This window comes from Acinetobacter lwoffii, from assembly GCF_049367455.1.
Classification (GTDB): domain Bacteria; phylum Pseudomonadota; class Gammaproteobacteria; order Pseudomonadales; family Moraxellaceae; genus Acinetobacter; species Acinetobacter lwoffii_W.
In genome coordinates this window covers 2131421-2154542 of sequence record NZ_JBMPXW010000001.1, presented here as the reverse complement: position 1 = coordinate 2154542, position 23122 = coordinate 2131421, and the positions used below count along the sequence as shown (strand labels likewise).

The window sequence follows — 23122 nt, the reverse complement described above, 5'->3', positions numbered from 1 at the left end:
TAAAATTTAATAACCAAAAAATCATGACATAGACTTTTTACAATATGAATTAAATATTCTAAGGTAATTTCTCGGCTCTCTAAATATTACTGAGATTAGCTACTCTTAATAATAAGAGCATTACCACCATCATTATTACAAACACATAAATTCTTTCCACTCAAAAAAAACACCAAAAAACACTATATATTGTGTTTCATCTTAAAACATAGCACAATATATGTGAATTTCTCTTTCTAGCTATAATTTTAAGTAGAGGCTGTAATAATCATGACGACTCAGCAACAATTCTTAGATCTTCTTTCTGACATTGAGCCTTCTACAACCACAGTTACTAATTGCTCTAGTGCTCATAACACTCTTCGAGATGCTTTAAAAGAACACAATGAATTTAGCCAAGTTCATGTTACAACATACCTATCTGGCTCTTACAAAAGAAATACGGCTGTACGTCCCACTACAATAGGTGGTGAAACCCAGAGACCGGATATCGACATTATTGCTGTAACTAACCATACAAAAGATGATGAACCTAAAGTGGTATTAGACGCAGTTCATCAAGCTTTGAAAGATATAGGTTATTCGAACCTGACCATGAACCGTCGTTCGGTCAATGTTCAACTTCAAAAAGCAGATATGGACGTTGTACCTATTATTGTTGATGGGGATAGTTTACTGATTCCAGATGTTCATCTTGAAGAGTGGCTAGTTACCAACCCTCCTGCACACACTCAATGGACAATTGATGTAAATAAAAAAACTAATGGAAAATTTAAACCTCTCGTTAAACTTTTCAAATGGTGGCGTCGTGAGCATCTGTCAGAATTAAGACGCCCTAAAGGGTTTATATTAGAGTGCTTGGTTGCTGAATATATGGACTATAGTGAGTCCAATTACGAAAAGTTATTTGTCCATCTTTTAGAAACTATCAGTACGACATATAACGGCTATGCATCATTAAATTTAGTTCCACATTTGGAAGACCCTGGTGTACCTGGAAGTAATGTATTTTCTACAGTTACAACAGATGAGTTCAAGACCTTCCATGAAAAAATAAAAGAACAAGCAAGTATTGCACGAAATGCATTAAATGAAACGGATAATGATAAAGCATTAACATTATGGCGTCAGGTTCTAGGTAGTCGCTTTCCTCGTTCTGCATCACAAAGAAGCACCAACTCCGCTGGTATAGCCGACTCTTTAATTCGCCCCGCTCTTGGCTTGGGACTGACATTTCCCTCTACTCCTATTTATCCAAATAAACCAGGAGGTTTTGCATAATGACTGTTCTTCCTAATTTCTCAGCGCGAATGCTTGAAGAACAACATTTACTAAAAGATTTAGAACATTTAGATGAAAAATTTTCCATTCAGGAGTGGATATCAACAGATACTAACGAAGTACATTTAAAGTTCGAACTTAAAATAGGCACTAAAGTTTTCCTAGGCATCCTCGTCTATCCAGAACTATTTCCTGATGTACCAGCACATATACAGCCACAACAACATGGTGAAAGATGGAGTTCTCATCAGTACGGAGGTTCAGGAGTATTATGTCTAGAATATGGGCCCGATAATTGGCACCATAATATTAAAGGAGTAAGACTAATACAAAGCGCTCAACTTCTCTTATTAAATGAAGTTCTGAGTGATCTAGCTCCTGATGTTGAGCCTGTACAATCCCGTCATTCAGAGACTGTTGGGCAAAAAATTAGAAAACACTCCAATAGACTGTTATGTACACCGATCTTGAAACAGACCTTGAATAAAGTGGAGGCTGAAAGAACCGAAATTAAAGCTGTTATCTCATTAATTAAAGAAACTGCTGTATTCGTAGTAACTCAAATTCAGAACGAACCCCTATCTGACATACCTGCTTCATTTGCGAATGAACTAAATGAAATATCTGGTTGGGCAATACGTACAGATAGCTGCCACCTCATTAAAGGTTCTGTGACTGATATTTCTTCACTTGAAATATTTTTAAATGCCTCATGCTGCAATGAAGAAACACTTGGAGACTCATCAAAGGTTATTTTAATCTATGATTTACTGGGTAATATGGACTTTTTTTATGTTAACAAAGCCTCCTCATTATTTATAAAATTCGAAGAGATTGACCTCTTTAATGATAAAAACCAAAGATTACCAATGGAATTCAGTGATATACATAACACAAAAATTGCAATCATAGGTCTTGGTTCTTTAGGAAGTAAAATTGCAATTTCACTAGCAAGATCAGGTTGTTCAGATTTTTGCTTAGTGGATGATGATATCTTTGCTCCTCATAATATTGTACGTAATGAACTTAATTGGTTAGACGTGGGATTCTCCAAAACCTATGCAGTTGAGCGTGCCTTAAAACGTATTTCAACTGAAATGCGTATTAAATCTTATGATATGCGAATTGGAGGGCAAGAAAATCCTTTGTTAAATGTACAAATAGTTAATGAAATTAGCTCATGCAATTTGATTATTGATGCAACAGCAAATGCTCATACATTTGTAACTTTAGCTGCAATAGCAAAAAGAAAACATATTCCAATAGTATGGGGCGAAATATTTGGTGGAGGTGGTGGAGCAATGATGGCTCGAAGTCGACCAATCCTTGATGCTCCACCATTAGAAATCCGCAATCATATTCATGGTGTATTAAGTAAGCAAGAACCGATTCCAGAGGGAAAAGCCAGTAACTACGGTTTTGAAACACCAGATCAGGTTTATATTGCATCAGATGCGGATGTAACCGCTCTTTCAGCAGCAATGACACAGTTCATATTAGATATTTTATGTCCTCAAGATAGTGAACCTTCTGCTTACCCTGCTTCAGCATACTTAATAGGATTTCGTAAATACTGGATCTTTAAATGTCCTTTTGATACCTATCCTATCGACTGTTCAGGTGCATTAGTATCAGAAACACTTATAGGTAATCAGCAACCAGAAAGGCAAAATATTGATTCAGTCATAGAGCCTCAACATATAGAAGATTAATTCTGATGCTTACAATATCCATTCCTACTGACATACAAGATTTGCTGATAAAAGCTCTACTAAAATCTGGAATCCATGAATGTGGTGGTGTCTTGATGGGTGAGCATATAGGTATAAATCATTTTAGAGTCAGCTCATTAACTGTGCAAAAAGTTGGAGCTATTGCTTCCTTTGTACGAGGGATTACAGATGCTATTAAAGCTATACGCCTTTTTCACAAATCAACAAATAATAATTATCAAAGATTTAATTATTTAGGCGAATGGCATAGTCATCCCCTTTTTAGCATACAACCTAGCAGCAAAGACCATTACACAATGAGAGAATTGATATCTGATCCTAAAGTTGGTGCAAACTTCGTGGTTTTATTAATTTTTCGTTTAAAGGATAACAACCTTGAAGGTAGTGCCCATACTTACTTACCTGATGGCTCTTACTTCCAATCTATTTTAGATTTTGAGAGACAATAATGAGTGCTAGTCTATTAGAAAAACAATCTACTGGTGGTGCAATTGCACGAGTAGGGTTTGAGTATCAAGATGCTTTTGTATTGAGAAGCTTACCTTTGTGGCTTTCACAAAGTGCATTTAGTCACTTCGTCAGCGAGTCAATAGGTGATATTGAGGCTTGCTATTTTTCTTCAGAAAAAACTTTGCAACGAGTTATGTATGAAGCTAAAAATCATCCCTTATCCCCTGCAAAATTTTGGGAAGAAATTTCACGCTTCAAACAGGCTTTTGATATCCCATCGAATGATTTTACTCGCTTTGGATTAGTATGCCCTAGCTATTCATCTACTCTTGACCCATTCTTTGCAGATATTGAGCGAATTAGAGGTGTTGGCTCTTCATACAGCGCAAATTCTGTGGTTTTACAGACTAGTCGGCAAGAGATTATTAACTGGTGTACCGAAAAAGGATATGAAGCTTCACTGGCTGAATTCGCACTTGATCATGTTGATTTTCTATCTTTCACTGAAGACGACAACGACTCAATATTTATAGGTCAAATCACGGAAAATCTACCTGTTATCGAGCTACTTCCTCGTGATATCAAAAACCTCAGAGAGCAGTTTAAACATCTAATTTCCCGCTCCTCCTTTGGCCCTATATATCGTAAAGAACTTGAAAAGCTTATCCTACTTGCTCTCAAAGAAGATAAAAATCTTTGGCTATCGAATCCTATTAAAATTAACCTTTCATCATCAATCCAGTATCAAGAATTACACTTAAATATTAGCGATTTCAATAGTCCTAATCGTTCACAAAAAACCTCTAGTGATTGGGAAAACTTAGTTCAACAAGCAATTTCTGTTGGTGAGTTTATCCATAATTGTGGGGAAAGACGAACTATTCTCATTGATGGTAAACAGCGGATGTCTAGCGCCTGTATGCTTGGTTATATATTCAGTGCTACACGAAATTTTCTACTTGAAATAGAACATAACAGCATTTTTTACCGCACTGATAACCATCATAAAAAAGACGGAACTTTTTTTAATAAACTAGAGTCTTATGAACAACAAGGTGAAACTGAAGCGATTGTTACTATTGGATTCCCTACCTCTATAGGAAGAGATATTGAATCTACTAGTAGTCTTGGCATAAAGGGATTACCTAAATTAAATTTAGAAAGTACTAATGTGATTGATAGTATTGAAACTCTGAATCTTGCAGTTAGAGAGGCTAAATCAGCTTTAGTTTCTTTCAAATCCAACAATCAATTGTCCAAACTGCATCTCTTTATTAAAGCCCCCTCATTATTTGCAATGGTCTTAGGACATCGTTTGAATGGGATTTGTGATATTCAACTTTACGATTGGATAGATGGGCAATACATCCCTACAGCCGAGCTGAATATTTAGATATGATATATAGATAATATTACTCACTAACCTTAGTAGTGGGTAATATCTCTAAACTACCCTAACCATAAAACAATCGTGATTTTTGATTGTTTTTCTTTTTTTATTGTTTTTTTGATTCGTATACATTAATACATATCTATAAATTCCATTCCTATCTATTTTTTGTCACTGTTAGAGCTAACAAACCCTCAATCTGACAGCATTTATAAAAATCAATAGCTTCTTTGATTAATCCTTAAACACAAGATATAGAATTTTTAAAGAACCTATACACAATATAATGTGATCTATATAATGATTGCATTCATCCTAGTTCAATAGAATGAAACCAAATTTTGAGGTATCTGTAATACGATATTTCTAGATGTGAAACAACATCAAATTTATTGGCATGAAGAAATGTATACATTTTTTCACTATTTTTGTTAAAGATTACAGGTTATCTTACTGTAAATAAAGGATTTATTCTTATGTATACACTTCTAACATAAATAGAATGTCAATAATCTGACAGGTTTTAAATCCTCCCCGACCCTCCTTTAATAAAGGAGGGAGAAAATCCCCCTTTTCAAAGGGGGACTTAGGGGGATTACGAAATTCAGGCAATAAAAAAGCCCTCTAGCGTCCGTCAAAACTAACTAGAAGGCTTTCAATCTCGAAGTGATACCAAGATGGTCACAACGAGGCTGGCATCACAAAATGCGTGAACGGATTGTATCATCGATTCGAGAAACGAGCCAGTAAGAGTCATCTTGAATTTGTAATGGAGATTATCTCTATGGCTACGAAAAAAGTTTCTCGTGATGCAGGAACTGGGCGTTTCGTAACTGAAGGCTATGCAAAAAAGCATCCTAAAACTACAGTTACTGAAACAATCAAGCCTAGTAAATCATCTAAAAAATGATTTAAACGTGAATCCTAGTTTCGGCTAGGATTCACAAACTAAAAGTAAAAGGAAACCTCAATGCCCCATATGACCCACAACTACATGTTAGGACTTGCGGCATTGCTGATTTCCTTTGGTATTACCTTTTACGCACCGATTGCTTATTTCTGGTTCAAAGTTCGCCAGCAGCGTAAGCAAAATAAGTAGTGGGGATTGTGCTTGTGTATAAATTCACAACACTCATCGACAAAACTTAATTTTGCTTAAACAAATTGAGCGTATAGTAAGACATCTCAGCCAAGCTGAATGTCTCATAAAAGATATAAAGCAACGTAGAGAGAATTGATATGTCTATCCTAAGTTGGGACGATTTCGAAGATGATTCGCAAAAACCGGCTGCACCTGAACAGCAGCCTGCGCCCGTCGAGCCGCAAAAAGCGACTAATTCACAGATGGTATCTGATGCAGGCAACGCATCGCCGGATGTGGCAGCTGCACAACCCCTTAGAGCCACTCAAAACCGAGGATCAAATCCAACCGATTCGCTGGCAAGAGCATCTGCTTCCCTAGAACAACTTGATGTAGCTCCAGGCTTAGAAGAGCTTGAAATGGGTGCACAGCGTGTACAGGTTGACGACAAAGCGATGATCAACTGTCGTGCTGACTTGAATCAGCTTGTACCGTTTAAATACGAATGGGCTTGGCAGAAGTATCTGGACGGATGTGCAAACCACTGGATGCCGCAAGAAGTCAACATGAACCACGACATTGCGCTGTGGAAGTCTGAAAATGGCTTGACTGAAGATGAACGTACCATCGTGATGCGTTCACTTGGTTTCTTCTCGACTGCCGATTCACTGGTTGCAAACAATCTGGTACTGGCGATTTATCGTCACATTACCAACCCTGAATGCCGTCAGTACATCTTGCGTCAGGCGTTTGAAGAAGCGATTCACACACACGCTTACCAGTACTGTATCGAATCTTTAGGTATGGATGAAGGCGAAGTCTTCAACATGTACCGCGAAGTTCCGTCAGTGGCACGTAAAGCAGCATGGGGCCTGAAATACACTCAGTCTTTAAGTGATCCTACTTTCAAAACCGGCACACCTGAAAATGACCAGATCCTGCTTCGCAACCTGATCGCATTCTACTGTGTACTTGAAGGTATCTTCTTCTACTGCGGTTTCAGCCAGATCCTGTCGATGGGCCGTCGTAACAAGATGAATGGTGTTGCTGAGCAATTCCAGTACATCCTGCGTGATGAGTCAATGCACCTGAACTTTGGTATCGATATGATCAACCAGATCAAGATCGAAAATCCGGGGCTATGGACGACTGAATTCCAGGAAGAAATCATTCAGATGATTCTTGAAGGTACGATGCTGGAAATCGAATACGCACGTGACACCATGCCACGCGGTGTACTCGGCATGAATGCTGGCATGATGGAAGAATACCTGAAGTTTATTGCGAACCGTCGTCTGGCGCAGTTAGGCTTGCCTGAGCAATTTGCTGGTGTGAACAACCCGTTCCAGTGGATGTCAGAGATGATGGACTTGCGTAAAGAGAAGAATTTCTTCGAGACGCGCGTAACAGATTACCAAACTGGCGGTGCGTTAAGCTGGTAAGCTAATTTTATTGTTTGCCTTTTTCTAAAGGGAGGGATCATTCCCTCCCTTTTTTATTACTTTATAAAAATTTTAATATGGGGTAGCAATGAATACACAAATAGATATAGAAGTGGTAAATAATAAAGTTGACGAACTTAACACTAAAGAAATTAGCGAAGATCTATTTATACAGATTTACACAGCAAAAGATCTAGCTACTACTGAAACTGAAAATAGTAATCAATTAGTTAAATTATTAAAAAACGAAGTTGATGAATATAAACTTTCTAATCAGACAGGAAAAATATTTTTTGATGAATTCATATATGTTAATACAATAGGTTTTTATCCAGCCAGAGAAGGAAAATTTGAGCTTAGGTATACAAATCTAGCTAATGATTCAGTAAAACTTCTCAAATCTCAAGTCAATGATAAAGGACGAGTAGTTTTTGCTATTCATGATACCGTATCAAGTATCAGTATAAAATACGAAAGGGATAATCTATTTTCATCAAAAAGTTTAAAAATTAAAGATTTTTGGATTTTTGGTTTAAATTTCGAAGCCTTTAATAAGGAAGTAAGTTATTTAAAAACCCTATATGATGACAGAGCTGAATTCACAAAAGAATTTCAAGAACTCAAAGCGCAGCTCCAAAAAGGTAAAACTGAACTAAATCAAAAAAAAGAAGAAACAGATCAATATATATCTGAAAAAGAAGCATTAATTGAAGAGCTAAGTGAAAAAATTGAAGAACTAGATGAAAGTAAAACTAATCTTCGAACATCAATACAACAACTGGAAAGCCAGAAAGAAACTTTAGAGTCTCAACTTACTGCAAAAAATTCTGAGTTAGAACGTTTAACCAAAAATAATGAAAGTTTAAAAAAAATTAATATTGAGGTGGATAAAGAACTTACTCAATTAAAACTAAGAAAAGAGGAATTAGCGGCAGAAGTGAACTTAGTACCTGATAACTTAATAGGTTTTAACCAAAGAACCAGTGAATCTAAAAGAACTTATTATTGGCTTTGTACCATACCATTAGTTATGCTGAGTATATTGTTTTATTGTGCTTGGTCCAATATCACAAAGTTTTCATCAACAGAAGGTATCAAAACACTGGAACAAGCCTATGTATTACTTATACAACGCTTACCTTTAACATTTCTTATAATCACAATGGTTTCAATTTTAGTAGCGCTTCTATACAAAATGCTTAGACACTTAATGGAGATACAACAACAAGAATTAAGCTTATCAAAAATTAGTGTCCTTGCCAGAGACGTTGCAGACAGTGAATATCAACATTTACCAGAAAATGAAAAACAAGAACATCGCATAAAACACAAGATGCAATTAATTAGAGAATATTTTAATTCTGAATTTGAACGCCATAAAGAATTTATAAAAAATGAAAAGAATGAAGATATGGGACAAAGTATCAACATTCCATCTCAACTACGTAATTTAGCAAAATTTAAAAAATAATATTATCCCGCTCCTAGAGCGGGATATATTTATAAGGAAGTATTTTAGATTTTATTACCTAATCTCTTCCCTGCTTCATCAATAACCATTTCCCCGTCTTCTTTGCTAAACGCTGCGCGCTGCGGAGCAGAAAGAATATCTAAAACAATTTCTGATGGAGGAAATTTACAAGTTCACCCTCCTCACCCGCGTTCAGTCTGCTGATCTCACCGATCGATATTCTGAACGGGTGGAAAGTGCCGAGGAATTATCGAAATGGGTAAATCAGCAAAAGCTCTAGTTTTATCTCAAATCCTCTGATCAACTTTTCAAAACTTAAATATTAAAAAATCACGCTTAAAAAGCGGGATTTTTTATTTTGAAAATTTAGCAGCAATAAACCATTTCAATTAAAATTCTTTTGTCACACTCAGACCAGCGCTCCAGTTCCGCCCTTCTGCCGGCTCAAAGAAACGGCTATTACTTTCATTGACAATCACCGAACCAGAATAATCTTTATCAAACAGGTTATCGACACGCGCAAAAGTATTCACCGCCCAATCTTGCATTTTCCAGTGATAACCTACATTGGCACCAGCGACTGTGTAGCTTGGTGCAGCATCCGAATTCAAGTCATTCACATAAATCTTATCGGAGTAACGCACATCGAGTCCTGCATGTAAGCCACTTTCAGGCTTCCAGCCCAGACTTAAAAATGCCTGATTTTTGGCAATCCCCGGAATATAGTTTCCGGCTGCAATAGCAGCAACCGTACCGATTGCGGGAATGTCAGCATCAAAAGTAGCATCTATATAGCTATAGCTGGCCTGTGCAGTGAGGTCACGCCATAGATTTTTATTCCAAGATAACTCTACACCCTGTCTTAAAGTCTGATCAGCATTACGGAACGTCGATTTACCGTAATAATTTTTTAAAGGCACGATGTCATCTTCCGTCAATGTATAGAATACGGCTGCGGTAAATTGTCCTAATGTGTTATCTGATTTCAAACCAATTTCATATGTTTCGCTTTCTGATGCTTTTAAGTTAAAAGGTGTAGAACTCTCAACCGCAGGATATGCCATTTCAGTAAAGGTTGGTGTTTCAAAACCTTGGGCATAGCTTGCATATGCCATAAGTTCAGGAACAATTTGCCAACTTAAAGCAAGCGATGGTAATAATTTTTGATAATCAGTTTTTCCTGAGTTATCACCATTTCTATCTTTTTCCTCATCGGCTTCAACAATATAATGGTCTTTAGATTTAAAATGTACATTGCTGTAACGTAAGCCCGCATCAACATTTACAGTATCAGTGACGGCATAAGATGCTTGAAAATAAGGGTCTAAATTCCATAAGGTGTTGTCTTCATCACGGCGTAGTTTACCTTTTACACCAAATTGCGTATCACCGATAAAGTTTTCATAGCCATAACGTTCTTCAGTCATACCGTCAATCGCTACACCAGCAATGAGTTTTAAGTTTGGTAAGACTTCTTTGCCTGTCCAGCGTAAATCTGTCCCATAAAAATTACGGTTAAAGTCAATTACACCACCCGGGTGGTTTGCTGCCTGCTGAATAGTCCTAGGAATACAAATATTCGTATCTTTCACATATGCACACTTCGGAATAGACTGATATTGTGTAACTTCACGCTGTCCCCAATAGGCCATACCATACAGTTCATGCTGGTTATTGATCGGTTTATTCCAGGTTAGACCCGTTTGAACCTGTTCAATTTCTTTGCGCGCATTGAAATCTAATACATTTTTTACTGCTTGTTTAGGATTTGCTTCCCAATCCTTTCTCTCTAGACCGCCCGGATCATTTGCTGCAATTTTAACGTAGTTATTGACCCAGTTAATTTTACTGCCATCTTCCAGATCCCAGGTCAGTTTGGCATTATTCAGAACTTTATGTGCACTGCTGTGGTCACGGTAACCATTGGTATCAAAATAAGACGAGCTGATTATATAAGCCGGTTCATCGGCATTTTCTGAACCACCTTGCAAAACCAACTTGGTCTGCCCTTTGTTCTGGCTCCCTGCAGAATGCCCCAGTTCAATTGAGTCAGCGCCTTGCCCCTCTCGCGTGGTGGTTAAAATCGTCCCCCCGGAAGAGTTGCCATACAGCGAGGAAAATCCACCACCTAAAACCTCAATATGGTCCAGACTGTTCAAATCAATATTCGAGGTTTGTCCCTGCCCATCCGGCATCGTTGCAGGGATTCCATCCACATATAAACGCACACCACGCACACCGAAACTGGAGCGTGCGCCAAAGCCTCGCATCGAAATTTGCAGGTCCTGGGCATAGTTTTCACGATTATTTAACTGTAATCCTGGAACACCTTTTAATGTTTCCGAAAGGTTCACATTCATGCTGTTATCTTGTTCTTGATTCAGATAATACACTGACGCCGGTGTGGTCAATCGCTCCCGATCGGTACGGGTCGCTTGAATGACAATCGTGTCTAACCTTTGGACTTCTTGTGTGTCATTTTCTGCATAAATATTCTGACCTGCGCAAGCAATCAGGCAGGACAAGGTCGATCTCACAAATGGAAGTTTCGGGCTTTGATACATAAATGACAGGCCTTATTTGAAAGTGGTTTAATGCGGCAAATACCTTATCGAGATGGCGTACATCTCATGATTCAATTCATTTTGTTTTAAACATCGATACCAAATAAATGTACTGATTCGATGACATATAGTTCGCTCAATGGATAGAAAAACTTTGAGCTTAAAATTCTGTGTTCGGTAAATTCAGACTTGATTAGTCCTTTATCTGAATAGCACTGAAAATCAGCCATATACAAAGAATATTATTTTAATGTGATCTGAATAAAATTGAGCTTTCAGAAACAAATCAACATCATTTCTCTGTGTCCTTAAAACTCGATGTAGGCATTCAACAATAGCGTATAAAAAAGCCTGACGAATCAGGCTTCTTCATACTTAATTAAAGGTTCAACTATTTATTGTCTGGCAAGGCATAAGCCACCAGAGAGTCGCCCATTTTGGTGCCAAAGGAACCATGACCACCGGCCATAATGACCACATATTGCTTACCATTGGCTTCATAGGTCATTGGCGTAGCCTGACCACCTGCAGGTAGACGACCTTTCCATAGTTCATCACCGTTGTTCACGTTAATGGCACGGATGTAGTTATCTTGAGTTCCACCCACAAACATCACGTTGCCCGCAGTTGAAATAGGTCCACCCAGCATCGGCACACCCATTTTGAATGGCGGCAATGGAATGCCTGGCATACTGTCACGAATGGTACCGATACGGCGTTTCCAGGCCACTTCATGAGTATTTAAGTCCACACCTGCAACAAAGCCCCATGATGGCTGTTTACACGGCAGCCCAAATGGAGACAGGAACGCACTGATTTCAACACCATAAGGCACGCCATACATCGGTTGAACGCCGGCTTCTGTACCTGCACCTTTAGCCGTCTTAGGACGGTTCGGATCTTGAGGAATCAGTTTTGATACAAATGGCAAGCCAATCGGGTTGGTTAATGCAATTTGACGGTCCGGATTCACCGACATACCACCCCACTCAAACACACCCAGGTTACCCGGGAAGACCAGCGTCCCATTTTCAGAAGGTGGGGTATAAATGCCATCGTAATTCAGTTTATGGAACGCAACACGGCAGACCAACTGGTCAAACATGGTCGCACCCCACATCTGTTTATCGGTCAATTTCTCTTGTGGCGCTAGGTTAAAATCAGAGAATGGTTGAGTTTTAGAATAGAACTCGCCTTTGGTTTGAGGTCCACGCTTCACAGATTGTGGTACTGGTTTCTCGGTAATCGGTACAATGGCTTTACCATTACGACGATCCAGCACAAAAGCATTCCCGGTTTTGGTCAAGACATAAATGGCTGGAACCATATTGCCGTTTTTGTCTTTAATCTCGGTCAATGTCGGCTGTGAAGGTACGTCCATATCCCACAAATCGTGATGGGTAGTCTGGAAGTTCCATACCAGCTTACCGGTCGTCGCATTCAGGGCCAGCATCGAGTTGGCATAACGCTCGTCCAGTTCAGTACGGTGACCACCGTAAATATCCGGTGTGCCGACACCCGTTGGTACGTAGACGATATCCAGCTCTGCATCATAGGCCAAAGGTGCCCAAGCATTTGGAGAGTTATGTACAAATTTTTGACCCGGTGCAGGAATCAAATTCGGATCTTCAGCGCCTGTGTCAAATACCCAAAGCAGTTCACCGGTATTCACGTCATAACCACGGATCACACCCGACGGTTCTTCAGTTGAATAGTTATCTGTGGTTGAACCCGCAATAATAATGGTGGTGCCGGTGACTACAGGCGGTGAGGTTGGAATATAACCACCCGGATATGGGAATGGCATATCTTTTTGCAGATCAACTTCACCATTTTTACCAAAGTCAGAGCAGACTTTACCGGTGGTTGCGTTTACCGCAACCAGACGCCCATCATTGACCGGTAAAATGACTTTTTGTGGACATTCAGCAGAGCTGCTTTTTTTCGCAGCGAGACTGCTTTCAAAACCAGCCGTATTGTTGACATCATAATAAGATACGCCACGGCAGGTTAAATGCTGATAGGTATGATCAGCTTTCAGCTTTGGATCATAAGTCCATTTCGCCTTACCAGTTGCCGGATCAAGCGCAGTCAATTTCTGGTGAGTGGTACAGATGTACATGTTGTCACCCACCTTGATTGGAGTAACCTGATTGGTGGTTTCACCCGAGTCATTTTCAGTCTTGAATTCGCCCGTGTGATATTCCCAAGCCACCTGCAAATCTTTGACGTTTTCAGTATTAATCTGCTTTAAGGGTGAATAACGCAAACCGGACTGGGTACGGCCATAAGCCGGCCAGTCTTCATCTGCTACACCGGGGATTGACTGGGGGGCTGCAGGCTGCTGGGATTTTAATTCACCGCGAATTTCTTGCGGGTCATTAAATACAGAATAAATCATGACAGCGATGGTAATGGCCAATGAAGCACCCAAGGCAATTTTCGCGGTTTTAGCATGATCAAAGCCACGTGTGGTAGCCGGAATCAGCAGGGCTAAACCAAACAGACCTAAAATATCTAAACGCGGCGCAAGTGCAAAGAAATCTGAACCGACTTCCCACAGCCCCCACACCACTGTCGCCAAAACGAATATGGCATAAACAAGGAGTGCAGCACTTTTTCGTTTATACAAGAGAACTGCGGTCGCAATAAAGAGAATACCTGCAATGATGTAGTACCAAGACCCACCCAGCACTGCAAGATAAATCCCTCCAATCAGCAGTCCTATACCGAAAACAGCGGCAATGACCGCTAAAATCGTTTTCAGTACCGAACCTGATGATGAAGTATTCATATTGAACACCTATAAAAGTTTTTTTGAAAGTCCATGCACATGACAGGCATGAGCACCCTTATTGTTAAATTCTGAGTTATAAATACATCAATGTCTTAAGCAGGCATTGCCCATTACTGCAACAAAGTACCTAGAGATTCAATAGTGTATTTGCAACTAAAAACTATGTTTTAAAATGACGTATTAAACTTGATTCCGCCCACCCATACATTTTCACCGTCTTTGTCCGCACCGACGTGACGCACATATTGCACATTCGGGCGAATAGTGAGCCAGTTGGTGGCATGTAAGCCATAATAAATTTCTGCATCGATTTCTTGATGATGGTCAGCACTGACATCGTCATTCATGTTGATGCGTGCAATACCAAATGCGATTTCATCTTGAGGGCGTGAATCCATTGCACCCTTATAAACCAGTCCAATATTTTGCATATCGCTGACGGTATTGGTTTTGGAGTCATGCACTGTCGCATTTATAAAGCCGGTCAAACCACGCGAAGTATCTCCGTCATGTGCAGTCAATTGTTGCTTGGCAACGATCCAGCCACCGTGGTGGTGATCTGTTTGATCTGGATTGGAAATGACTTCAGCATCCGCTGTACTGTAGTAATAACCGGCACGATATTCACCCGGTAGTTTCTGTTCACCCAGTTTAGGCGTCCAAACCACTTCTGCAGGAAGCATTGCCCCTTTAGAACCATCCGTACTCAGATTAAACCCTTTACCACGTTCCAGATTCTCAGGGTTGTACTCATAAGCACCGACTTGGGCATAAAATTCAGGGTTAATATTGTATTTGACCCGTGCAGCCCATTGGCTTACCGGCCAGTTGTACCACTGATCACCGACCCAGTTCCCGACTTGTGAACCGCATAGGGCCAGATTCTGAAAATCGCAGTCAAAACTGTTGAAGTCTTCGCCTTCACCAAAGCGCCCGACTTTCACATCCAGTTTTTGTTCCAGGAATTTTTTCTTGATCCATAAATCAGTCAGGCGCCAGGTTTGACCACGGCCCCAGACTTCTTGCACTGAACTCAGATGGCCACTTAAAGCAGCAGCGCTTTGAGACAGTGACTGACCGTTACGCTGGGTCACTGTTATTTGTGCTTCGGTGTCTTGCCAGCCTGCAATTTTTGCCAGATCCAGATGTGCCCCAAAACAAACTGGTCCGCATATTCAGTTTTATGGTTTGAAGATCTTTGCGCATCGATCAAGGTTGCCATTTCACCGGTATAACCAAAACTGAAATCATAGCCCTGATTTTGGAGTGCTGTACGTTGCCCGTTCCAGTCACCGAGCATCCACGGGCTTTCCGAACTGAAAGCAGCTTCAGCATGTACAGTGGTCGTGGTTAAGATGAAAGAGGCACAGCAAAGGTAAACGGCCTTCGATAATGGGGAGAGATACATTGAATGTGATACCTTCATCACAATATGAAGCTTTTTATTATACGCCTGTTGATTATAAAAAATCGTTACTAATAGATAAAAAGTATGAATAAAATGTTATATTTGTTAGTATTATTATATGCTTTTTGTAAATTTAAAATTTATAAGTATCTGTTTATCATCATATTAAATTTAACAACATCAAACCATAGTTCCAAAGAAAAATTTGATATTCATCAGATAGATTTAGCTTTAATTTCTTATAAAAGATTCAGAGATAAATCAGCTCCATTACTATTTAATTTTCTTCATTTCAAATCATGCAACGCTACATTTTTTGTTGATTGAATACTGAATCACTATTGCGATAAGGCTTTTAAAAACATGAAAAAATTATTGTCATTTCACCATAAACTTTTAAAAATTAGATTATGCTAAAGTTATTCTGATAAGAAATTGCGTCGCTTTAAAACAATAATCTAGCTTAATAGACGAGAACAAGCATGAAAGGTTCAATCCTTGATTTTTCTATTCAACACAATACCGGTTTTATCTCGGGGGATGATAATCAGCGCTATAGCTTTAATGGCGCAGACTGGCGTAGTGAGCGTCCACCTTCACGCGGTGATCGGGTCGATTTTATCGTCAATACCGCGGGTGAAGCATCTGAGGTTTATTTAACCTCAGGCAGTTCTATTTATCTGGGAGAAAAAATTTCCAGTCAGCTTGGCAAATATTCAAATCTGGATCAAGCCGAGGAAAATTACAGCAGCATTGACTGGTTTGTAAAATGTCTGACCAACTATGCAAACTTTTCCGGCCGTGCACGCCGTAAAGAATTTTGGTTCTTTATGCTGTTTTGTGTAATTTTAGGCATTGTTGCTGAGGTAATTGATACAGTTTTAGGCACTAAACCGCTGGTGAATAGCCTGCTTAATCTGGCACTTCTAGTCCCAAGTCTGGCCGTTGGCGCGCGTCGCTTGCATGATGTAGGACGCTCTGGTTGGTGGCAATTACTGACGCTTACCGTGATTGGCATACTGGTACTGATCTGGTGGTGGGCAACTGAAACCAAGCAACAAAACAATGAGTATGGTGCTCCTGCCAAATAACCGAACCTTACAAATCCCGTCTTGATGCGGGATTTGTTTATCGATTATTTAATGACTAAATATCAGCAAAATCAGACTTTCTCCATGCTGCAAGATCAATTAGTGAAATTTCCAGATGCTGTATGGGTGCAAATCTATAAAGATAAAATGCAGCTGATGAATATAGATGGCACGATTACGCATACTCTGCTACCCGATGTGCCTTATGCCCATCCGCGGAGTATTATTGCCGACTTTGATGCAGCCGCGGTGACGCTGAAACGGCTGTTACCATCGTCAATGATGAAGAAACTATTTAGCTCTATAGCACTGCTGCAAATTATGGATCTGCCTGAAGACGGTTTAACCGAAGTTGAAAAGCGCGCGTTACTCGAACTCGGTTATGAAAGTAGCGTGCAAAATGTCATCCTGTTTGACCATGCAGGAAATGCACTGACCAAAGCCAGAGTTCCACCCCAACATCGAATGACGATCATCAATATTTTACTGGTGATTATCATTATGGTGGTGTTGGCATCGACCTGGTTTTTGACGCTTTAAATGTTCTTGTAAGAGCAAAAATCCCGCACGCTGCGGGATTTTTATTGAGATAACAATCTAATAAGAGAGTTGATCTCTATAGATGTAGCAGCTTATAGACAAAATATCTCTAAAAATCAGCTCAAATAAAATAAGCAAAAATTAGGGTTTATTTAAAATAATCTAGCAACTGATTAAAGCGGTCTATTTGATATTTAGGCTGTGCCAGTGCTAACTCTTCCTGACTACCATAACCATAATTTACCGCAATAGTATCAATACCATTTTGACGGGCACCAAAAATGTCATGCTCACGGTCACCCACCATCATGCATTGATCGGCCTGTAACTGTTGTTGCGCTAAAATATACTCAATCAGCTCGGCTTTATTGGTTCGGTCACCATTCAGCTCACTGCCATGAATGTCGGTAAAATATTGGGCCAGATCAAAATGTTCCAGAATCTGTTTAGCATACACTGTCGGTTTTGCTGTAGCGACAAACAAGCGATAGCCACGGCGTTTCAGTTCTGCCAGTGTTTCTGCTACACCGCCAAAAACGTGATTTTCATAAAGTCCCTTGACTGCAAAACGCTCCCGATAACCCATCAAGGCCTGCTCAGCCAGAACATGATCGGCCTCAACATGTAAAATTTTGGCTAGCGAGGCTTTTAAGGGAGGACCAATAATCCAGTCGATATTGACCTCGTCACTAATCGGATGACCAATCTTTTCCAGACCATAGCGCGCAGACGTGGTAATCCCCACTTTCGGGTCGGTTAATGTCCCATCCAGATCAATTAAAATATTCTTAATCACCGCCCATCCCCTCTCATTAGTACCGATATAAATTAATATCGAGAGTTCATTCAAATTTGCCTATACTAATGCAATTTTAGTGAATGAAGGACATCATTTTGCGCCCTACCGTACTTTGCTTTTCCGGTTTAGACCCTTCAGGTGGAGCCGGCCTTCAAGCAGATATTGAAGCCATTGGTCAAAGTGGTGCACATGCGGCAATTGCCTGCACAGCCCTCACTATTCAAAATTCACAGCAGGTTTTTGGTTTCGAAGCCACTTCCAGAGAATTGCTGTTGGCACAGGCCAATGCGGTGGTCAATGACCTGCCCATTCGTTGCGTAAAATCTGGCATGTTAGGCACCACAGACAATATCGCAGCACTGGCCGGGTTTCTGGCTGCACATCCAGATTATCTCTATGTGCTGGATCCGGTTTTGGTCGCGAATAGTGGCGGTTCGCTGGGTAATCAGGAAACGCTGGTCAAAGCATTTACCCAGTTGATTCCATTAGCCACTATCTTAACGCCGAACACGGTTGAACTACGCGCCCTGACGGGTGAGCAAGACCTCAAACTGGCCACTCAAAAATTATTTGAAATGGGTGCACAGGCAGTTTTGGTCAAAGGTGGCCATGAAGATACGCCAGATTACATTCAGAACAGCCTGTATATCGCAGGTGAGCTGGTCAACGAAACTCGCTGTCCACGTCTGCCAGGTGAATATCATGGTTCAGGCTGTTCACTGGCCAGTTTCATTGCCGGACGTCTGGCCATGGGTGATCAGTTGAAAACTGCGGTACAGCATGCTGAAACCTGGTTATTTGGGGTATTAAAAAATGCTGAAATTCCTGTTCCAAATGGCCAGAGAATTCCAAAGCGTTTTTAAGATCACACTTCTTAAAATCAAAACTAAAAAAGCCTGAGTCATTCAGGCTTTTTTATCACTGCTATTTTTTAAACAATACTATTTGGCCTGATAAATGATTTTGCTTACATAGGTCGGTAAATTCCAGGCACCACCGGCGAAGCCTTTGCATTGTACGGTCAGACCACTGAAGCTTTTGACAAATTTCTTGCCATTCCAGGCCCATTCGTTCTGACTCAGACAATCGCCCAAACCACGCACTTTATGCCCGGAAAATATCTGGCCTTGGTTAAATGTTTCTCCCGAGGTCGTCACCAACTGTTTAAATTGCTTGTTTCGATCCATCAGCCAGAAGCCACTACCCATATTATAAGCCCCACGCCAGCATGGAATCTGAATCAGTTGATTCTGGGCATTAATGGGATAAATGGTCATAACATCATCATCCAGAAAACGCTGGCTAAACAGCAAATCACATTGATCTTCCTTGGTGGTCGCTTGCAGTTTTCGAATCATCTGCTGACTTGTTGCCGTATTCAGTTTCGCTTGAGTGACTTTGCCTGACTGATATTTGGGGATCAGAATTTTCGGTATCGCTGCGGCTTTAAGCACAGCCTGATTGGATTTTTTCCCCGGCCTGATCAAGGCTGAGGGCGTAGAAAGTCGACGCTGAAATTCATCCATCTTGAGTAAAACGGCACTGACGCCGGCGGTCGACAGGTTCCAGCGTGATTGCGCATTTTTAAATATCACTGGACTCGTTCCCTGCACCGCTTTCAGCAAGGCACGCGTTTGACTGCTATTGAGTTGCCCTATTCCCTCCCTATTCAGACCAATCACGCCATAAGGTGTGCTGGCAATTTGCAGCTGAAGCTGTCTGGTGGGTGTGGCAGCAGCTAAGGGTAAAATCTGGACCTGAGCTTTGATGCTACTGTTTGTCCCAGCAGCACGCTCTAATAGCACCGAAACCGGCTGATCAATATCTTGATCCGATTGATAACCGGCAGCACGGCAGGTACCAGTATTATCACAGGCAATTTCCCAGTCTTTATGTGAAAAATGCAGTCCTTGAATGGCCGCCAGACTTAATGAGCTGATACTGGCTAGACCAAATGTGATACTCATGATTTTGATGCTGTAGATCCATTTTTGTTTCATCATCTAGTCCTTATTTAAAACGCTTGCCGAGGTGGCAGGCCGCATCTGCTCAATCTGCTTCTGTTTATCTTTTTTCTTGCGCTCATTGCTCAAAGTCGCCATTAAATCCTGCGCCAAAGCCTTAAGCAGAATCATATCTTCAGCCTGCATCTGTCTCGGTTGTTTATCCAGCAGACACAGACTCCCAAGCGCAATTTCATTTTTATCTTTTAAGGGTACACCGGCATAGAAACGGATATGATGCTGTCTTAACTCTGACAGATGCGGAAAGCGAGGGTCACGCTGCAAGTCTTCTATCACCAAAGGCTCATTCTGATAAAGCAGATGGGTGCAGACTGAATCTTTACACATTTGTCGGGTTGCTACAGGTTCCTGAGTAAAAGGACTGACTGGAATATACATTTCGTGCTGATCCAGCCAGGAAATTTGTGCGTAGTCGACATCAAAAGCCTGACGGGCTTCTTCAATATATTGTTTATAAAGGATCTGATGACGGTGATCCAATAAACCCAATTCATTTAAAACCTGCTGCCGTTCTTTTTCATTCTTGATCTCCAGATTCTCAAACCAGCTTTCGCCTTCATTCAAGGTATAAGTTTCGATAGTCAGAATCAGATCATCGACATTATTGACCAGTGCCTCCAGCTCAAAACGTTGTTGCAGTTCATCCAGAAGCTCCAGCTGCATCACGCTCCAAGTCGCAAAAATGATTTTCATCTCAGGATATTGCTGCGCCAGTCTATATTTCAGCAACCGGATCTGTGCTGCAGGCGCATGATGAAAAATCGACACACATAAAATCTTGATCGAAGCTGGCAGTACAATACCCTTTCCTGATTCACTCGATTGAATCAGCACATCCGGATCATTTCGGGCAGCAATATTTTTGAGATTCAGCGCGTGTGCCAACATGGCAGAAATCTGGGTGTCAATTTCCCAACGTGCACCAACGCAATAGACTTCGGGCTGCTCGGCACTCATCTTACTCGGATAGGCTTTTTGAAACGCATGATTAAAGAACTGCAAGCCCTGATAAAGACGCAACCGGTGTTCAGCAGTAACATCAGTATCATGTCCTTGAGAATAAATCCGAATGGCTGGAATGGCTACTTCACCATAGAACATCTGTACACGACGGGCCACTTCCTCTGCACTGGGCTTTTTCGGTAATTGCGCACAGATGTAATCATTGGCTACCTGCATTGCATCATTGACTTCATCAGCCACCAGTCGCTGGTAAAAGCGTTCGGAGGGTGACAATACTGGCGTACTGCCAAGCAAGGTTTTGACAAAACCCAGTGCCGGTACATAATTGGACAAAACCAGCAGGCAGGCAGTCAAAGGCGTCGACAAGATCAGCCCTACCGGTCCCCAGAGGGTGGTCCAGAACGTAGCAGTCAGAATAATTGCCAAGGTAGACAGGCCGGTACTTTCCCCATAGAGCCACGGTTCAATCACGTTATTGCTGATGAGTTCCAGCACCAGAATCAAGCCCACAGTCCAGAGCACCATATCCCAGCCCGGATCAACGGCGAAAGCCAGCGTAATCGGGAAAATAGCTGAAACGATCGGGCCAACATAGGGTACAAAACGCATAACCACCGCGACCAGCCCCCACATGATCGCTGCCGGCACACCAATCAATAACAGTCCAATCGCCATGGGAATGCCATAAGTGACATTGACCAGCAGCTGCATGCGCAAATAGGTTCCGATACTTTTGCCGGCATCATCCAGCGCATCGGTGCCGATATTCAGATTACCGCCCAAGAGTTTCAGAAAGCGGTCGTGCAGGTCTTTGCCATTGAATAAAATCAATACCATAAACAGGAACACAATCCCGATAATCGCCAGCGGATTCAGGATTTTACTCAACCAGTCCAGCGCAGCCTCTTCACTCGTTGGTTCCAAACCGACCACTTTGACATTCTGCACATTCGGGTCTTCTGTTTCCTGTTCGGGTGTGTCTATCGAATCTTCGACTGTGTCAAAGGTCTGGATCGCACCGTCCCACATACTCGGTCCCTGACGATAGTTTTCGAGCATTTTCAGTTTTTGCTGGATAGTGTCCTGATATTGCGGCAGTTCCTGACTCAGCTTGCCAAGTTGCACCCCCAGATAAGTTGCAGTACCGCCCAGAAATGACAAGGTCAAGCACATGACCAGGCCAATCGCCGCCCATTGGGGACACCCCCATCGCTTTAAACGGGAAACCAGAGGAGAAAGTAAAAATGCCAGCAGAATGGCCAAAGCCAGCGGAATAAAAATATCACGACCAAAATACAACGCCGTCATGACTACAGCAGCAATTACAAAGCCTGCCATCATTCTGAGTGCATGGTGGGTGCGCTGTCGCTCGGACTGATCCGGCATCAATACTTCAGTCTGTTGTTGCAGGTTAGCCTGTTGTGGTTTTACTTGACTGTCCTTGTTGTTATCCACTTGAAAAGTCCTAAAATATTATTCCTTCAACATAATTTAGGACTTTCTATATTTTTGTTACAAAGGTATTCCTGTAATCATTTGCAAAGATATTTCACTTAAATCTTTTTAGGTAAATGGATTAACTGACGCTTTTGATCCGGCGCATTTTCCGGGTTTCGAGTTGCACAGGGACTGAAGTATGTTGATGTAACAATTGCCATTTACCTTGCTGCTTGCTCAGGCACATACTGACCCGACACCAGCCCAACTGAAAAATCGGTTCAATCACCGCATAATTCACCCGGACATAACCATCGACTACAGCCAGATCAGAAGTGACATGAATGTTCATATTCTGCCGCTCTACACGTATTCCTTCCGGCATAAATGCCCGATATTGCTGCCAGAGTGCCTGATAGGCTTCGACACCTTTAACTTCCATACTGACATCGACCAGACGGATCTCTGGCCGACACAATTGAACAATATCCTGAATTTCAAGTCTGGCTATGGCATTATCCCATTCCTGAAGAAATACCATGACCTCCCGAGCCAATTCTTCATCCCCAAAAATCTGCATTAAATTTTCCTCAATCGGACAAGTCAAACCTGAAATCTGGGATTCAATCAACTCACCCGATTTCTGATCTT

At 41.1% G+C, this 23122-nt stretch carries 17 protein-coding genes and 2 pseudogenes; 12 read left to right on the top strand and 7 right to left on the bottom strand.

Annotated features, from left to right (window positions below; all coding sequences use genetic code 11):
• Positions 1-270: 270 nt before the first annotated feature.
• The 9 genes and pseudogenes from ACO1B7_RS10275 to ACO1B7_RS10230 all read left to right on the top strand — a co-directional run.
• Positions 271-1281 (top strand): SMODS domain-containing nucleotidyltransferase, encoded by a 1011-nt coding sequence (locus ACO1B7_RS10275; RefSeq protein WP_092766934.1) that lies wholly within the window; start codon positions 271-273, stop codon positions 1279-1281.
• Positions 1281-2993 carry a ThiF family adenylyltransferase gene (locus tag ACO1B7_RS10270; RefSeq protein WP_423090150.1) on the top strand — a complete coding sequence of 571 codons (1713 nt, stop codon included), beginning with the start codon at positions 1281-1283 and terminating at the stop codon, positions 2991-2993. The genes ACO1B7_RS10275 and ACO1B7_RS10270 overlap by 1 nt, the downstream gene beginning before the upstream one ends.
• 5 nt (positions 2994-2998) lie before the next feature.
• Positions 2999-3463 (top strand): Mov34/MPN/PAD-1 family protein, encoded by a 465-nt coding sequence (locus ACO1B7_RS10265; protein ID WP_092766932.1) that lies wholly within the window; start codon positions 2999-3001, stop codon positions 3461-3463.
• Positions 3463-4857, top strand: a complete 1395-nt coding sequence (gene cap4, locus ACO1B7_RS10260) for a CD-NTase-associated endodeoxyribonuclease Cap4 (protein WP_286414654.1) — start codon at positions 3463-3465, stop codon at positions 4855-4857. The genes ACO1B7_RS10265 and cap4 overlap by 1 nt, the downstream gene beginning before the upstream one ends.
• Positions 4858-5638: 781 nt before the next feature.
• Positions 5639-5764 (top strand): hypothetical protein, encoded by a 126-nt coding sequence (locus ACO1B7_RS10255; RefSeq protein WP_004732081.1) that lies wholly within the window; start codon positions 5639-5641, stop codon positions 5762-5764.
• Positions 5765-5824: 60 nt separating this feature from the next.
• Positions 5825-5953: a hypothetical protein gene (locus ACO1B7_RS10250; RefSeq protein ID WP_257230312.1), complete on the top strand. Its 129-nt coding sequence runs from the start codon at positions 5825-5827 to the stop codon at positions 5951-5953.
• Between the two features lie 140 nt (positions 5954-6093).
• Positions 6094-7377 (top strand): ribonucleotide-diphosphate reductase subunit beta, encoded by a 1284-nt coding sequence (locus tag ACO1B7_RS10245; protein WP_004645882.1) that lies wholly within the window; start codon positions 6094-6096, stop codon positions 7375-7377.
• 88 nt (positions 7378-7465) lie between these two features.
• Entirely contained in the window at positions 7466-8848 is a 1383-nt protein-coding gene (locus ACO1B7_RS10240) for a coiled-coil domain-containing protein (protein WP_423090149.1), read from the top strand.
• A gap of 151 nt (positions 8849-8999) precedes the next feature.
• Positions 9000-9128: pseudogene (locus ACO1B7_RS10230) on the top strand (arsenical resistance protein ArsH); the annotation flags it as partial.
• Positions 9129-9237: 109 nt separating this feature from the next.
• On the opposite strand, the gene ACO1B7_RS10225 reads toward ACO1B7_RS10230, so the two are convergent.
• The 3 genes and pseudogenes from ACO1B7_RS10225 to ACO1B7_RS10215 all read right to left on the bottom strand — a co-directional run bounded on the left by ACO1B7_RS10225 (position 9238) and on the right by ACO1B7_RS10215 (position 15617).
• A complete protein-coding gene (locus tag ACO1B7_RS10225) occupies positions 9238-11412 on the bottom strand; it encodes a TonB-dependent receptor domain-containing protein (RefSeq protein ID WP_423090148.1) in 2175 nt (724 codons plus the stop codon).
• 391 nt (positions 11413-11803) lie between these two features.
• Complete coding sequence (locus ACO1B7_RS10220; RefSeq protein ID WP_423090147.1) at positions 11804-14206, bottom strand: glucose/quinate/shikimate family membrane-bound PQQ-dependent dehydrogenase; 2403 nt, start codon at positions 14204-14206, stop codon at positions 11804-11806.
• A 170-nt stretch (positions 14207-14376) separates the two neighbouring features.
• A pseudogene (locus ACO1B7_RS10215) lies at positions 14377-15617 on the bottom strand (carbohydrate porin).
• Positions 15618-16099: 482 nt separating this feature from the next.
• Here ACO1B7_RS10215 and ACO1B7_RS10210 point away from each other — a divergent pair.
• Positions 16100-16708, top strand: a complete 609-nt coding sequence (locus tag ACO1B7_RS10210; protein WP_004732088.1) for a DUF805 domain-containing protein — start codon at positions 16100-16102, stop codon at positions 16706-16708.
• 24 nt (positions 16709-16732) lie between these two features.
• On the top strand, positions 16733-17248 hold the full coding sequence (locus tag ACO1B7_RS10205) for a hypothetical protein (protein WP_004645901.1): 516 nt from the start codon (positions 16733-16735) through the stop codon (positions 17246-17248).
• 148 nt (positions 17249-17396) lie between these two features.
• Here ACO1B7_RS10205 and ACO1B7_RS10200 read toward each other — a convergent pair whose 3' ends face one another.
• Complete coding sequence (locus ACO1B7_RS10200) at positions 17397-18044, bottom strand: HAD-IA family hydrolase (protein WP_423090146.1); 648 nt, start codon at positions 18042-18044, stop codon at positions 17397-17399.
• Positions 18045-18142: 98 nt separating this feature from the next.
• Here ACO1B7_RS10200 and ACO1B7_RS10195 point away from each other — a divergent pair, with 98 nt between their 5' ends.
• Complete coding sequence (locus ACO1B7_RS10195; protein WP_423090316.1) at positions 18143-18910, top strand: hydroxymethylpyrimidine/phosphomethylpyrimidine kinase; 768 nt, start codon at positions 18143-18145, stop codon at positions 18908-18910.
• A 78-nt stretch (positions 18911-18988) separates the two neighbouring features.
• Here the strand turns inward: ACO1B7_RS10195 and ACO1B7_RS10190 are convergent, their stop codons facing one another.
• The 3 genes from ACO1B7_RS10190 to ACO1B7_RS10180 all read right to left on the bottom strand — a co-directional run bounded on the left by ACO1B7_RS10190 (position 18989) and on the right by ACO1B7_RS10180 (position 23051).
• Positions 18989-20047 (bottom strand): DUF1176 domain-containing protein, encoded by a 1059-nt coding sequence (locus ACO1B7_RS10190; protein WP_423090145.1) that lies wholly within the window; start codon positions 20045-20047, stop codon positions 18989-18991.
• Between the two features lie 3 nt (positions 20048-20050).
• Complete coding sequence (locus ACO1B7_RS10185) at positions 20051-22489, bottom strand: AI-2E family transporter (RefSeq protein WP_423090144.1); 2439 nt, start codon at positions 22487-22489, stop codon at positions 20051-20053.
• A gap of 121 nt (positions 22490-22610) precedes the next feature.
• Positions 22611-23051, bottom strand: a complete 441-nt coding sequence (locus tag ACO1B7_RS10180; protein ID WP_423090143.1) for a YybH family protein — start codon at positions 23049-23051, stop codon at positions 22611-22613.
• Positions 23052-23122: the final 71 nt, after the last annotated feature.

Coding starts and splice junctions, on each gene's coding strand:
- ACO1B7_RS10275 (WP_092766934.1), top strand. CDS start 271: ATGACGACTCAGCAACAATTCTTAGATCTTCTTTCTGACATTGAGCCT.
- ACO1B7_RS10270 (WP_423090150.1), top strand. CDS start 1,281: ATGACTGTTCTTCCTAATTTCTCAGCGCGAATGCTTGAAGAACAACAT.
- ACO1B7_RS10265 (WP_092766932.1), top strand. CDS start 2,999: ATGCTTACAATATCCATTCCTACTGACATACAAGATTTGCTGATAAAA.
- cap4 (WP_286414654.1), top strand. CDS start 3,463: ATGAGTGCTAGTCTATTAGAAAAACAATCTACTGGTGGTGCAATTGCA.
- ACO1B7_RS10255 (WP_004732081.1), top strand. CDS start 5,639: ATGGCTACGAAAAAAGTTTCTCGTGATGCAGGAACTGGGCGTTTCGTA.
- ACO1B7_RS10250 (WP_257230312.1), top strand. CDS start 5,825: ATGCCCCATATGACCCACAACTACATGTTAGGACTTGCGGCATTGCTG.
- ACO1B7_RS10245 (WP_004645882.1), top strand. CDS start 6,094: ATGTCTATCCTAAGTTGGGACGATTTCGAAGATGATTCGCAAAAACCG.
- ACO1B7_RS10240 (WP_423090149.1), top strand. CDS start 7,466: ATGAATACACAAATAGATATAGAAGTGGTAAATAATAAAGTTGACGAA.
- ACO1B7_RS10225 (WP_423090148.1), bottom strand. CDS start 11,412: ATGTATCAAAGCCCGAAACTTCCATTTGTGAGATCGACCTTGTCCTGC.
- ACO1B7_RS10220 (WP_423090147.1), bottom strand. CDS start 14,206: ATGAATACTTCATCATCAGGTTCGGTACTGAAAACGATTTTAGCGGTC.
- ACO1B7_RS10210 (WP_004732088.1), top strand. CDS start 16,100: ATGAAAGGTTCAATCCTTGATTTTTCTATTCAACACAATACCGGTTTT.
- ACO1B7_RS10205 (WP_004645901.1), top strand. CDS start 16,733: ATGCGGGATTTGTTTATCGATTATTTAATGACTAAATATCAGCAAAAT.
- ACO1B7_RS10190 (WP_423090145.1), bottom strand. CDS start 20,047: ATGAAACAAAAATGGATCTACAGCATCAAAATCATGAGTATCACATTT.
- ACO1B7_RS10180 (WP_423090143.1), bottom strand. CDS start 23,051: ATGCAGATTTTTGGGGATGAAGAATTGGCTCGGGAGGTCATGGTATTT.